The 12,533-nt window shown below is 61.8% G+C and carries 15 protein-coding genes; 12 read left to right on the top strand and 3 right to left on the bottom strand.

What is annotated here, in order from left to right; all coding sequences use genetic code 11:
• Positions 1 to 26 precede the first annotated feature (26 nt).
• Genes hisB through BACI9J_RS13860 form a run of 6 tightly spaced genes read left to right on the top strand, consistent with a single transcriptional unit; the run spans position 27 to position 4,611 of the window.
• Positions 27 to 653 (top strand): imidazoleglycerol-phosphate dehydratase HisB, encoded by a 627-nt coding sequence (hisB, locus tag BACI9J_RS13885; protein ID WP_159734894.1) that lies wholly within the window; start codon positions 27 to 29, stop codon positions 651 to 653.
• On the top strand, positions 650 to 1,393 hold the full coding sequence (gene hisH, locus BACI9J_RS13880) for an imidazole glycerol phosphate synthase subunit HisH (RefSeq protein WP_159734893.1): 744 nt from the start codon (positions 650 to 652) through the stop codon (positions 1,391 to 1,393). The genes hisB and hisH overlap by 4 nt, the downstream gene beginning before the upstream one ends.
• 21 nt (positions 1,394 to 1,414) lie before the next feature.
• On the top strand, positions 1,415 to 1,552 hold the full coding sequence (locus tag BACI9J_RS13875) for a hypothetical protein (RefSeq protein WP_162486097.1): 138 nt from the start codon (positions 1,415 to 1,417) through the stop codon (positions 1,550 to 1,552).
• A 48-nt stretch (positions 1,553 to 1,600) separates the two neighbouring features.
• Entirely contained in the window at positions 1,601 to 2,344 is a 744-nt protein-coding gene (gene priA, locus BACI9J_RS13870) for a bifunctional 1-(5-phosphoribosyl)-5-((5-phosphoribosylamino)methylideneamino)imidazole-4-carboxamide isomerase/phosphoribosylanthranilate isomerase PriA (RefSeq protein ID WP_159734892.1), read from the top strand.
• Positions 2,344 to 3,255 (top strand): SseB family protein, encoded by a 912-nt coding sequence (locus BACI9J_RS13865; protein WP_159734891.1) that lies wholly within the window; start codon positions 2,344 to 2,346, stop codon positions 3,253 to 3,255. Before priA ends, BACI9J_RS13865 begins: the two co-directional genes overlap by 1 nt.
• A gap of 51 nt (positions 3,256 to 3,306) precedes the next feature.
• Positions 3,307 to 4,611: an MFS transporter gene (locus BACI9J_RS13860; RefSeq protein ID WP_159734890.1), complete on the top strand. Its 1,305-nt coding sequence runs from the start codon at positions 3,307 to 3,309 to the stop codon at positions 4,609 to 4,611.
• Positions 4,612 to 4,689: 78 nt separating this feature from the next.
• On the opposite strand, the gene BACI9J_RS13855 is transcribed toward BACI9J_RS13860, so the two are convergent.
• The gene (locus BACI9J_RS13855; protein ID WP_159734889.1) at positions 4,690 to 5,088 is read right to left on the bottom strand and encodes a DUF1844 domain-containing protein; all 399 of its coding nucleotides are present in this window, start codon (positions 5,086 to 5,088) and stop codon (positions 4,690 to 4,692) included.
• Positions 5,089 to 5,481: 393 nt separating this feature from the next.
• Here BACI9J_RS13855 and infC point away from each other — a divergent pair, with 393 nt between their 5' ends.
• The 5 genes from infC to BACI9J_RS13830 all read left to right on the top strand — a co-directional run bounded on the left by infC (position 5,482) and on the right by BACI9J_RS13830 (position 9,602).
• The gene (gene infC / locus BACI9J_RS13850; RefSeq protein WP_236558692.1) at positions 5,482 to 6,537 is read left to right on the top strand and encodes a translation initiation factor IF-3; all 1,056 of its coding nucleotides are present in this window, start codon (positions 5,482 to 5,484) and stop codon (positions 6,535 to 6,537) included.
• A gap of 117 nt (positions 6,538 to 6,654) precedes the next feature.
• The gene (gene rpmI, locus BACI9J_RS13845; RefSeq protein WP_011774324.1) at positions 6,655 to 6,849 is read left to right on the top strand and encodes a 50S ribosomal protein L35; all 195 of its coding nucleotides are present in this window, start codon (positions 6,655 to 6,657) and stop codon (positions 6,847 to 6,849) included.
• A 119-nt stretch (positions 6,850 to 6,968) separates the two neighbouring features.
• Complete coding sequence (rplT, locus tag BACI9J_RS13840; RefSeq protein ID WP_159734888.1) at positions 6,969 to 7,637, top strand: 50S ribosomal protein L20, sunset domain variant; 669 nt, start codon at positions 6,969 to 6,971, stop codon at positions 7,635 to 7,637.
• A 26-nt stretch (positions 7,638 to 7,663) separates the two neighbouring features.
• On the top strand, positions 7,664 to 8,575 hold the full coding sequence (locus BACI9J_RS13835; protein ID WP_159734887.1) for a TrmH family RNA methyltransferase: 912 nt from the start codon (positions 7,664 to 7,666) through the stop codon (positions 8,573 to 8,575).
• Positions 8,576 to 8,675: 100 nt separating this feature from the next.
• A complete protein-coding gene (locus BACI9J_RS13830; protein WP_159734886.1) occupies positions 8,676 to 9,602 on the top strand; it encodes a cation diffusion facilitator family transporter in 927 nt (308 codons plus the stop codon).
• 20 nt (positions 9,603 to 9,622) lie between these two features.
• On the opposite strand, the gene BACI9J_RS13825 is transcribed toward BACI9J_RS13830, so the two are convergent.
• On the bottom strand, positions 9,623 to 10,831 hold the full coding sequence (locus BACI9J_RS13825) for an MFS transporter (protein WP_159734885.1): 1,209 nt from the start codon (positions 10,829 to 10,831) through the stop codon (positions 9,623 to 9,625).
• 134 nt (positions 10,832 to 10,965) lie between these two features.
• Between BACI9J_RS13825 and BACI9J_RS13820 the strand changes: the two genes are divergently transcribed.
• Positions 10,966 to 11,400, top strand: a complete 435-nt coding sequence (locus BACI9J_RS13820; RefSeq protein WP_159734884.1) for a (deoxy)nucleoside triphosphate pyrophosphohydrolase — start codon at positions 10,966 to 10,968, stop codon at positions 11,398 to 11,400.
• A 9-nt stretch (positions 11,401 to 11,409) separates the two neighbouring features.
• Here the strand turns inward: BACI9J_RS13820 and BACI9J_RS13815 are convergent, their stop codons facing one another.
• Complete coding sequence (locus tag BACI9J_RS13815) at positions 11,410 to 12,501, bottom strand: Rv2578c family radical SAM protein (RefSeq protein ID WP_159734883.1); 1,092 nt, start codon at positions 12,499 to 12,501, stop codon at positions 11,410 to 11,412.
• Positions 12,502 to 12,533: the final 32 nt, after the last annotated feature.

Below are 12,533 nucleotides of genomic sequence, written 5' to 3'. Positions count from 1 at the left end.
CACCCTCCCTGTATAAGGACGTCCCAATGAGCGAATCCGGCGCCAAGCTGACCGCTGCCCGCACTGCGCGCATGGAGCGCACCACCAGCGAATCTTCGGTGCTTGTGGAGATTAACCTGGACGGCTCTGGTGTATCGGACATCAGCACCTCGGTTCCGTTCTATGACCACATGCTCACGGCCCTGTGCAAGCACTCCTTGATAGACATGACCGTCAAGGCCACTGGCGACACCCACATTGACGCGCACCACACGGTGGAGGACGTCGCCATCACGTTCGGCGAAGTTCTCCGCACGGCCTTGGGCAACAAGGCGGGTATTCGTCGTTTCGGTGAAGCGACGGTTCCGTTGGACGAAGCCTTGGCGCACGCCGTCGTGGATGTCTCCGGGCGTCCCTATTTGGTACACGGGGGCGAGCCCGCCGGACAGGAGTACCACTTGATCGGTGGGCACTTCACGGGCTCGCTGACACGTCACGTCTTTGAAGCCATCACGCTGCATGCTGGAATTTGCCTGCACATGAATGTCTTGGCCGGGCGCGACCCCCACCACATCGTGGAGGCGCAGTTCAAGGCCTTTGCCCGCGCGCTGCGTGCAGCTGTTGAATCCGATCCCCGTGTTGAGGGCATCCCGTCCACCAAGGGGGCGCTATGAGTGGCCAGTTCTTGAAGGATGGGGCAGTGGTTGACGCTGCTGCATCCGTGAAGCCGGAGTCGCCCGAAGGCAAGCCTACGGTCACCGTTCTTGACTATGGATCGGGCAATGTTCGCTCCGCTGTTCGTGCCCTTGAACGCGCGGGTGCGCACGTGTTGCTCAGTTCCAAGCCTGAGGACGTCCTCAACGCTGACGGTCTGGTGGTGCCCGGTGTTGGTGCCTACGAGACCGTGATGAAGGAACTAAAGTCTGTTGATGCCATCCGCATGATCGGGCGCCGGGTTGCCGGAGGCCGTCCTGTGCTGGCTATCTGCGTAGGCTTGCAGGTCCTCTTCGAGGCCGGCGTTGAGCATGGCACAGAATCCGAGGGTATGGCCGAGTGGCCAGGCAAGGTTGAGCTCCTTCCCGCTCCCGTGGTTCCCCACATGGGTTGGAACACCGTGGACGTCCCGGAAGGTTCCAAGCTGTTCGAGGGCGTTGAAGAGGAACGTTTCTACTTTGTGCACTCTTATGGTGTTCAAGAGTGGAACTTCGACGTCGTCCAGCCCCGCATGGCTCCTCCCATGGTCACCTGGTCCGAGCATGGTGCACGCTTCATTGCCGCGGTGGAGAACGGCCCGCTCTGCGCTACGCAGTTCCACCCTGAGAAGTCGGGCGATGCCGGAGCCAGGCTCCTGCGGAACTGGGTGGACAGTCTCCGCAAGCCGGCTCCGGATGCCTCCGGAAGCGGTGCCGCCTAGATGTTGTGGTCGGTACTACTGATGGGCCTTGCCGGCCTGCTGGTGGGTGGGGGCATCTCCTTCCACCAGCAGAAGAAGCCGCGGTGGGTGTCCATCTCTTTCTACGTGCTGGCCGGGATGTCCCTGCTGGCCGCCTATCTCCTGACGCTGGGTAACTGAACCAGTCGCTCCATAAGCCGCGTTACTTCTCGAACTCCTAGGACACACATGACCTCCTCCGCCCAGTCCGTTCTGGAACTCCTGCCCGCCGTTGACATTGTTGACGGCCAAGCGGTCCGCCTCCTGCAGGGAGAAGCCGGCTCGGAAACCAGCTACGGAACACCGCTGGAAGCAGCACTGAACTGGCAGGATGCCGGTGCCGAATGGGTGCATATGGTGGACCTCGATGCCGCCTTCGGCCGTGGGGACAATGCGGCGCTGATCAGTGAAGTTGTCTCCCAGCTCAACGTGAAAGTAGAACTTTCGGGCGGATTGCGCGACGACGAGTCCCTGGAGCGTGCACTGGAACTGGGTGTTGCGCGCGTGAACCTTGGAACGGCAGCGTTGGAAAACCCTGAGTGGACGCGCAGTGCGATCAGCCGCTTTGGCGACAAGATCGCCGTCGGCCTCGATGTCCGCGGCACAACGCTCGCCGGACGCGGTTGGACCAAGGAAGGCGGCGACCTCTGGGAGGTTCTGGCACGCCTTGAGGATGCCGGCTGTGCCCGCTACGTTGTCACCGACGTCACCAAAGACGGAACGCTTCAGGGCCCTAACGTTGAACTTCTCCGCCAGATGGTGGAAAAGACCGGCAAGCCTGTGGTGGCCTCCGGCGGTATCTCAAGCCTGGAAGACCTCCGCGTTCTGCGTGAACTGGTACCGCTGGGCGTTGAGGGCGCGATTGTGGGCAAGGCACTCTACGCCGGTGCCTTTACGCTGCCCGAAGCGCTGGACGTTGCCGGCCGCCGCTGATGCCGCACAGCGCAGATCACCAGCACGGCGGACACGGCCACGCAGGGCGCCAGCTTCCGGGCCACATCGCGGCCGCATTGGCTGGCGCCGGGGGAGCCGCCGACTCTGCCGGCCAGCCATGGTCCGGTAGGAGTCTTAGCGGTGACGACGCCAAAATTCACAATTTTGAAGACGACGACGGCTCGGCGGATGCGGGCTACGTTGCCGCCATCGCAAAACTCATCAATGGGACGGGCAGTGAGGCTGACGTTGTAGCTTCACTGGCCACGGCACGGGTTTTCGTTCCCGTTATTGCTCAGTTGGCTGAGGAAGCAGAAGGCGTAGACGGCCTGCACGCTGACAAGCAAGCCGATATGGCGTTGGTCACACTCAAGGCTCCGGATGGTCGGACGGCCATGCCGGTCTTTACCTCCGCTGCTGCCCTTGAGGCGTGGCATTCGGAGGCGCGCCCAGTGGCCGTTTATGCCGCCCGTGCAGCGCTTTCTGCTGTGTCTGAGGGCGCGCAGCTTCTGGTTATCGACCCCGGCTCCGATTTCGCATTTGTGGTGCGCCGGCCTGCTATGTGGGCGCTGGCCCAGCAGAAAAACTGGACCCCGTCCTACCTTGATGATCAACTGGAGACAGCTCTCGCTTCAACGGTTTCAGAATTTCGTACGGTCCGTCGCCTTGAGACGCAGCCCGGTGGTGGCGTTGTGTCGTTGACGGCGGATGGCCGTCAGGTATCCGGGGGCGGTGCAGGGCCGGAACTGCGTGTGGTCCTCTTCCTCGAAGACGGACTCGACGCCGTGGCTGTGCAGACACTCGTTGCCCAGCTGAATGATGCTTGGGCGCGGATGGATTCCTTTGCCGAGGGCGTAGATTCCATGGAAGTAAAACTGCAGCGCGCAGCACAGGAGCCCGCGCGGCATTAATGGCAGTGCCGGTTTCCCGGGGCTGCCCTGGGGAACAAGAGGAATTAGCCAGTGAACTTTGCTCTCTACAAAGAGATGCTGTCCATCCGTCCTGTCCGGCGCTTGCTGGTAGTAGGCATGATTGCCCGCATCCCGCACTCGGCAGCGGGTGTCCTCCTCACCCTGCACATCGTGCTGACCCTCGGCCAAGGGTACGCCGCGGCCGGTGCGGCAGCCGCCGTCATGACCATTGGCATTGCGCTGGGCGCCCCGTGGCGTGGCCGCCGGGTGGACATGGTGGGCCTCAGAAAGGCGCTGATCCCCTCAGTCGTCTCGGAGACTGTCATTTGGTCGATCGTTCCCCACGTGTCGTATGAGTGGCTGCTGCCGCTGGTATTTATCGGCGGCCTTTTCACGCTGCCCATCTTCAGCGTCGTCCGGCAGTCACTGGGCGTCATGGTGGACGGCGAGCAGCGGCGTTCGGCGTTCGCCCTCGATTCCATTGCCACCGAGTTGGTCTTCATGATCGGGCCGGCTGTTGGCGCAATCGTTGCCACCAGCGGATTCTCGGCCGTTGGGCTGACAGCCGTGGGTATTTCCGTCTCCGTGGCAGGGCTGTTCCTGATGTGGTTCAACCCGCCCACCCGCAGCGAGGTCATCTGCACCCCGCAGGAATCCGCGGACCGGGCAGCAGCTGACCTTGCAGCTGCCGAGGCTGCCATGGTGGCGTCAGCACCTGCCCATGTCCAGGAAGCGGCGTCGGAAATGGCGTCGTCTACTTCCCGAACTGCGGCTCTGCGGAATCGCGTCGCCAGGAACTTCACCTGGTTCACGGTTTCTGTCGCGGCTCTTTTCACGGTGGCCGCCGGATCCGGCATGGTACTGAGCGGTTCCGACGTCAGCATTGTGGGGCTATTGGAGCGTGGCGGGCACCAGAACCAAATCGGCATCGTGTTCTTTTTCTGGTGCGCAGCGTCGGTAGTTGGCGGCCTCATCTACGGGTCAATGAAGCGCTCCATCTCGCCCATGCTCCTGCTGCTGGGCATGGCGGCACTTACCATTCCCATGGGCTTTGCCCAGGACACCTGGACACTGGCGTTCCTGTCACTGCTGCCGGGCCTGCTGTGCGCCCCGGTCCTGTCTGCTTCCTCGGAAAAAGTGGCTGACCTCGTTGAGGAGGAGCGCCGTGGTGAAGCCATGGGCTGGTATGGCTCTGCGCTGACAGCAGGAGTCGCGCTCGGCGCACCCCTGGCCGGAGTCTTCATTGACACCGTGGGTCCTTCGGGCGGCTTCGCGGCAGTTGGAATTGCCGGAGTGGTCCTCTGCGCTGCGGGACTCATTCTCACATCCATGCGCCGCCGTGCAGCGCGCGTCTAAAGAAACCTGAACAGACGACGACGGCGGGGGGCCACATGTGGTCCACCCGCCGTCGTTGATTCTTGCCTCAGTTGGAAGTTAGTTCACCGGGCCGGTGAACTTCTCACCCGGGCCTTTGCCCGGGGCATCCGGGATCAGTGAAGCTTCGCGGAAAGCCAGCTGCAGGGAGCGCAGGCCGTCGCGCAACGGTCCGGCGTGCTGTGAGCCAATCTCCGGGGCCGCTGCGGACACCAAGCCGGCGAGGGCGGTGATGAGCTTGCGGGCCTCGTCCAAATCCTTAAGGTCCTCGGCATTGGGGTCATCGGCCAGGCCAACCTTCACGGCGGCCGCGCTCATAAGGTGAACGGCTCCGGTGGTGATGACTTCCACGGCCGGAACTTCAGCGATGTCACGGATCTGTTGGGAGACCCCGGAGTCGGCGGCAGGTGCGGCGTCTTCGCTGTAGGAGTTGCGGGAATTGCTGTCTTCAGTGCTCATACTGGTAAGCTTGTCACAGACCGACTGGAAGTCGTTATTCACGGAATACATCAGCAGTAATGCTCCCCGCCGCGTGCAATGTGCACTTGGCGGGATGTTTCTGTAGAATTGACTTTCAGTTTGCAAGCGGAGTTCTCTCCCACCCGCGTCAGCCGTTCCCCTCGGGGACATGATCCCTTTTGGGACAAGAGGTTGCCGGGTACCTGGTCGGACATTTTTGGAGGCATGGCCTCCGGAAGTGCGTGCTTCCTACAAGGAAGTGCAGCCGATCTTCGAGGCCTTCGATTGCACCAGCAATTGGGGGCCTTCTCTATTTGCCGGTGACATCACCACAACCACAGGAGCTTTAACATTAGCGAGCCAAGAATCAATGAGCGTATCCGCGTCCCCGAGGTGCGGTTGGTCGGTCCTGCCGGCGAACAGGTAGGAATTGTCCGCATCGAGGACGCGCTGCGTCTTGCTGCCGAGTCCGATCTCGATCTCGTTGAAGTTGCCCCGCAGGCTAAGCCTCCTGTTTGCAAGTTGATGGACTTCGGTAAGTACAAGTACGAAGCAGCAGTGAAGGCCCGTGAAGCCCGCAAGAACCAGACCAACACGGTTCTGAAGGAAATTCGCTTCCGCCTGAAGATCGACAAGCACGACTACGAAACCAAGCGCGGACACGCACTTCGGTTCCTGGGTGCCGGCGACAAAGTCAAGGCCATGATCCAGTTCCGTGGCCGTGAGCAGCAGCGTCCCGAGATGGGTATCCGCCTTCTGCAGCGCTTCGCTGAAGACGTTGCCGAGGTTGGCATCATCGAGTCCAGCCCGCGCATCGATGGCCGCAACATGGTCATGGTAATCGGCCCGTTGAAGAACAAGGCTGAAGCCAAGGCTGAAGCCCGCCGCGCTACTCAGCGTGCCGAGGCCAAGGCGCAGAATGAAGCCAAGGCATCCGGACGAGTTGACACCACGGGCGAGCAGGCTCCGTTGACTCAGAGCCTCGCTGACCTTCTTCCCGAAGGCTTCAACGTCACCGACGAGGAGACCACGCAGGAAACTGCTGAAGCCCCCGAGGCTCAGGCGTCCGTTGCTGCTGAGGCATCGGTCGCTGACGAGGCTCCCGCTGCTGAGGAAGCTCCGGTTGTGGAAGAGGCTCCGGCTGCTGAGGAAGCTGCCGTCGCCGAAGAAGCTCCGGTTGTTGAAGAAGCCCCTGCTCCGGTTGCTGAAAAGGCACCCGTCGTTGAGGCTCCTGCAGCCAAGGCAGCGCCGGCTCCCGCCAAGGCGGCACCTGCCGCCAAGGCCGCGCCAGCGCAAGCTGCTCCCAGGCCAGCGGTTCCGGCAGCAGCTCCGAAGCCTGCCGTTCCCTCGGCTCCGAAGCCCGTCGCCAAGCCGGCAGCTCCGAAGCCGGCAGCTCGGCCAGCGGCCCCCAAAGCTGCACCTAAGCCTGCATCACGCAAGACCAACTAGTTCAACGCCGCGGAGGCCCCGCCTCCATCGGCAAGCAACCAGCACGCCGGCCCTCGTAGGCCGGCTGCGCGAAAGAATCGCGGACTTGTCCGTGGATACGTAAGGAGATCGGTTCCCATGCCGAAGATGAAGACCCACAGCGGTGCTAAGAAGCGCTTCAAGTTGACCGGTACCGGCAAGCTGAAGCGTCAGCAGGCCAACCGCCGTCACTACCTGGAGCACAAGTCCTCCAGGCTGACCCGTCGCCTCGCCGGTGACAAGCTCGTCTTCAAGGGCGATGCCAAGGTCATCAAGAAGATGCTCGGCGTCTAAGTTCCAAGTTCTTTGGTTACTGCCATCCGGCAGGGACCGACTACACCAAAAGCCTTCTCAGGCCGGCCGGGTTTCCGGCAGTAGCAGCTTGGGATAAAGATTTCTGAAGGAGTACGCACGTGGCACGTGTGAAGCGGGCGGTAAACGCCCACAAGAAGCGCCGGGTTGTCCTTGAACGCGCAAAGGGTTACCGCGGACAGCGTTCGCGCCTGTACCGCAAGGCCAAAGAGCAGCTGCTGCACTCGTTTGTGTACAGCTACGGTGACCGCCGCAAGAAGAAGGGTGACTTCCGTCGCCTCTGGATCCAGCGCATCAACGCTGCATCCCGCGCCAACGGCCTCACCTACAACCGTCTGATCCAGGGCCTGAAGGCCGCTGAGGTTGAGGTTGACCGCCGCATGCTGGCCGAGCTGGCCGTCTCCGACGCCAACGCTTTCGCCGCTCTGGTGAACATCGCCAAGGCTGCACTTCCGGCTGACACGTCAGCTCCGGCTGCCGCTGCTGCTCCCAAGGCTGCAAAGGTTGCTCCGGCTGCTGCCACCGCAACGGCTGTCAAGGCTACCGTTTCCGAGAAGCCGGCCATCGACGGCGCAGTTGCTGCTGACGGCGACGAAGCTCCGGAAGGCTACGCCATCAAGGGCAACGCAGAGTCCAAGAAGTACCACGTTCCGGGTTCCACCTGGTACAACACCACTGCTGCTGAGTACTGGTTCTCCACTGTTGAGGCTGCAAAGGCTGCCGGCTTTGAGCCTGCAGGTGGCGAAGCCCGCCAGCAGATCAAGAACTAGTCGCAACTGCCACTAAAGTTCTTTATATGAACGAAACCGGGCGCCCGCAAGACTTTCCGATGACCAACCCCCGAGCTGATCGGGTGAGGGACGTCGCCAAGCTTGCCGGGCGCCCGGCCCGTTTAAAGCGCGGACGCTTCCTTGCAGAGGGTCCGCAAGCGGTGCGTGAGGCGTTGACCCTGCACCGTGAGCGCACAGCGGCGGGAGGGTCCGACGTCGTGCATGAAGTTTTTGCCAGTGAAGCGTGCCTGGAGCGCCTTCCTGAGCTTGCTGACCTCGCCCAGGGGACATTGCTGCGGTTTGCCAGTGACGAAGTCCTGGCAGCCATGGCGGACACAGTGAACCCCCAGGGGATTGTGGCCGTGTGCAGTTTCGTGGACGTCAGCCTTGAATCGGTTCTCGACGCCGGTCCCCGCCTGATTGCCGTGATGTGCCAGGTTCGGGACCCCGGCAACGCAGGGACTGTGCTTCGCGCGGCAGATGCTGCCGGTGCCGATGCCGTGGTCCTCACCGGCTCGAGTGTGGACATCTACAACCCAAAAGCTGTCCGTTCCACAGCTGGCTCACTCTTCCACCTTCCGGTGGTGTTGGGTGCCGATGTTGAGGAGTTGGTGGCGCTCTGTCGCGATCGTGGCATAGGTGTCCTGGCTGCGGACGGTTATGGAACGGTCAACCTGGACACTCTGCAGGATGAGAATGCTGCGCGGAGGCTGGGAAACGAATCTGTGGCCTCGGCCTACGCCCTTGAGTCAGCTACGGCGTGGCTGTTCGGCAACGAAGCGCAAGGCTTGTCTGATGCTGAGCTTGCGCTGGCTGATCACCGGGTGGCGGTGCCGGTCTATGGGGCAGCTGAGAGCCTGAACCTGGGCACGGCAGCCACCGTGTGCCTCTACGCCAGTGCACGTTCCCAACAGGGCGCCAGAGTGGGGAATGTGTAAAAAGCACGTCCGCGGGTACGGTATTGCTTGCAAGATCAGACGATGACGACTCTTCTTCGCCAATTCCAAAATTTCCCGAACCCGAAGAGGTGAAGCTTTCGTGGCTGCAGGTGGCGGTACCAAAGCGATTGTGGCGGCCCTCGCCGCCAACTTGACCATAGCTGTCTTAAAGTTCGTTGCGTTCTTCCTGACCGCGTCGTCGTCCATGCTGGCCGAAGCGATCCACTCTGTGGCTGACTCCGGCAACCAGATTCTGCTGCTTGTGGGTGGTAAGCGTGCCAAGAAGGCCGCCAGCCCGGAGCATCCCTTTGGTTATGGGCGGGAGCGGTACATCTATGCGTTCATCGTCTCGATCGTGCTGTTCAGTGTTGGCGGCCTGTTTGCCTTGTACGAGGCGTGGGAGAAGTTCCAGCACCCGCATGGCATTGAAGGGATCTTCTGGTGGGTTCCGCTGGCCGTCCTGGTGGGTGCCATCATCGCTGAGTCGTTCTCGTTCCGCACCGCCATCATCGAGTCGAACCACACCCGCGGCAAGCAATCATGGGTCAAGTTTGTCCGGAACGCCAAGCAGCCTGAGCTGCCCGTAATTCTCCTGGAAGACTTTGGCGCCTTGCTGGGTCTGTTATTTGCACTCTTTGGTGTCAGCATGACCCTGGTGACGGGCAACGGTGTTTGGGACGCGTTCGGGACCGCCATGATCGGCCTGCTGTTGGTGGCTATCGCGGTGATCCTGGCCATGGAAACCAAATCATTGCTGCTGGGTGAGTCAGCCACCAGGGAAGATGTGCAGAAGATCACAGAGGCGCTGATGGCGGACGGAACGCGCATCATCCACCTCAAGACAATGCACCTGGGCCCCGAAGAGTTGCTGGTTGCCGCGAAAATCTCCATGGGAGCCTCGGAGACAGGCCAAGAGATCGCTAGAGGGATCGACGACGCGGAGCAGCGGATCCGCGAGGCTGTCCCCATTGCCCGGGTCATCTACCTTGAACCCGACATTGAGCGGGTCCAGGCACCACAGAATTAGTTCATTAGTGCTGGGGATGATCAGGTGGCCAGTGGCTTCTTCCGCTCCAGCAGGCCGCTGAGCAGTGCTACTCCGAGGCCCAGGATGGCCAGGACGGCGCCCACCAAGGCAGGAGCCACGTAGCCCCAACCCCAGGCAATCACGGTGCCGCCCAGGAAGGCGCCGAGCGCGTTGGCAATGTTGAGGGCTGAGTGGTTCAGCGAGGATGCCAGCGATGCGGCGCCGGGCGCAGCGTCCAGGAGCCGTGTTTGAAGGGCGGGAGTCAACATTGAGCCGACACCGCCCACCACGAACGCCATGATGAAAGCAGCCCACGCCCAGTGCGCTGCAATGGCGTAGACCACCAGGGCCACGGCGATTCCGGGCATGACCCAGTAGATGGTTCCCATCACGGACTTATCGGCGAGGCGTCCACCGAGAATGTTTCCAGCCACCATGCCCAGTCCGTAGAGGGCCACAACGGCAGGGATCAGGGTTTCCGGTATTCCCGCCACGGATGTCATGGTGTGGGCGATGTAGGTGTACACGGCAAAGAAGCCGCCGAATCCAATGATGCCGATCAGCAGCGCGAGCCAAACCTGGAGCCGTTTGAGGGCGCCCAGTTCGCGCCGAATGCTTGCCTCGGGGTGGGCTGCCTCGAAGGGCACGAACTTCCACACCATGGCAACAGTCAGCAACCCGATTGCTCCCACGATCACAAAGAGTAGGCGCCACCCGAACGTCTGGCCTACCCACGTGGCCACTGGTACCCCGATGACGTTGGAGACGGTGAGGCCCGCCATCACCATGGAGATCGCCCAGCCCCTCTTGGTGGGGGCCACGAGGCCGGCTGCAATAACGGCTGCCACTCCGAAAAATGCCCCGTGAGGCAGGCCGGAAGCGAAGCGGGAGAGCAGCATAAGACCGTAGTCGGGCGCGATGAAGGACGTCAGGTTCGCCAAGGACAAGAACAACATGAGGACCAGGGCCAGGTGTTTACGTGGAAGCTTCGCCCCGAAAGCGGCGAAGACCGGGGCACCTATGACGACACCCAAGGCATAGGCGGAGATAAGGTTCCCGGCTTCCGGGGTACTGATGCCCAGGCCCTCTTCAATCTCCTTCAGCAAGCCCATCATGGCGAACTCGGTTGTACCGATTGCGAACCCGCCCATGGCCAAGGCCAGAATGGCCAGGCCAAGGTGGTTCTTTGCCGCTTTGGCGGTGGCGGATGGGGACACGGTGGTAGTCATAAGCCTGCTTCTTGAAGGTGCCTTGAGGGCCGGGGGAATGCGGAGAAAATCCGATAACAAGCTTAGTCCCGGGCCAGCGACTTGACGCCGCTTTGTGACGATGCCCATTGCCCGGGCCGCCCTAGACTATTGGAGTGACTGCACTGATCAACGTCGTGGGCGCCGCCATTGTCGACTCCTTGGAAGCTCCCACCCGGCTTCTGGCCGCACGCCGAACAGCGCCACCCCAATTTGCCGGAATGTGGGAGTTTCCCGGCGGCAAGGTGGAAGCCGGAGAAACTGCGGAGGCGGCCCTGCATCGTGAACTCGCTGAAGAACTGGGAGTTCACGTGCAGCTGGGTTCGGAGCTTGACTCCGGCGAGTCCACTGGCTGGACGCTCAATAATCGCGCTGCCATGCGGGTGTGGTTTGTGGAACTGACAACGGGGGAGCCGCAACCCTTGGAAGATCACGATGAGCTGATGTGGGTGCCGTTGGATGACGAAGACCAGGTTCTCAGCCTTCCGTGGATCCCGGCAGACCTGCCCATAGTCCGGGCCTTGCTGCAGAGGGTTGCCGCTCCGGCGTGAACACGGCACTTAGAAGAGAGGCTGTTGTCCTGGCAGGGGAGCGGAGGCTGCTACGGGGGCCTCTGCGGAACCACCGGTAGCTCGCGCATTGCGGTGACTGAATCCGGACGTCCCTGTGAAGCCGTACTTCGCCTTGAAGAAAGTGATCCGACCGGTGAGCCAGGAACGGTATTCCTTGGAGGCATAAGCCCCTTGGCCATAGAGCCGCCGGTACTTACCCACCAGTTCGGGGTGTTGGGCAGCCAGCCAGTTCATGTACCACTCCCTGGTTCCCGGCTTGAGGTAGAGGGCGCCGGCCGTAACTCCTGTGGCCCCGGCCTTGGTCAGTTCGGAGAACAGGGAATCGAGGGCCTCATCTGAGTCCGTGAGCCACGGCAGGATGGGCATGGCCATGACGCCGCAACCCAGCCCGGCATCGCGAAGCCGGGCTATGAGCTTGAGCCTGGCCCTGGGTGAAGGCGTGCCCGGTTCTATGAGTTCTGCGAGGTCCTGGTTTGTCATGGCCAGCGAGATGCCCAGATCCACAGGCACCTGCGTAGCAGCGTGCTTGAGCAGGGGAATATCCCGGGCCAGCAATGTGCCCTTGGTCAGGATGGAGAAGGGGGTGCCGGAATCGGCCAAGGCCCGGATGATTCCAGGCATGAGGGCATAGCGGCCCTCTGCGCGCTGATAAGGATCGGTGTTGGTGCCGAGGGCCACCTGATGCCGCTTCCAGGAGGGCTTTGCCAGTTCTTTGCGAAGAACATCAGCGGCGTTGATCTTAACCACCACCTGCGAATCGAAGTCCCGTCCGGCGTCGAATTCCAGGTACGTGTGGCTTTTGCGGGCGAAACAGTACACGCAGGCATGGCTGCATCCGCGATACGGATTAACCGTCCACTCAAAGGGCATATTGGAACCGGAAGGCACCTTGTTGAGCACTGACTTTGCGGTGACCTCATGGAAGGTGACTCCGGAGAATTCGGGTGTGGAGATGGAACGCACAAGTCCGGCAAGTGGCAGCAAGGCGTCCAAAGCCGGGGCAGGGCCCGGAGCCTCGATTTCACTGACATCTGACGCCGATCCATGCGTTGGCGAAAGTGCTTGTGCGTCCCATCTCATGGACTCCATTCGAAGGTATGTTCGAACGAATG

Source organism: Arthrobacter sp. 9V (assembly GCF_902506065.1).
In the GTDB taxonomy this organism is placed as follows: domain Bacteria; phylum Actinomycetota; class Actinomycetes; order Actinomycetales; family Micrococcaceae; genus Arthrobacter.
Note: the sequence above shows the minus strand (reverse complement) of the source record. Positions and strands in the feature narration are given on the sequence as shown.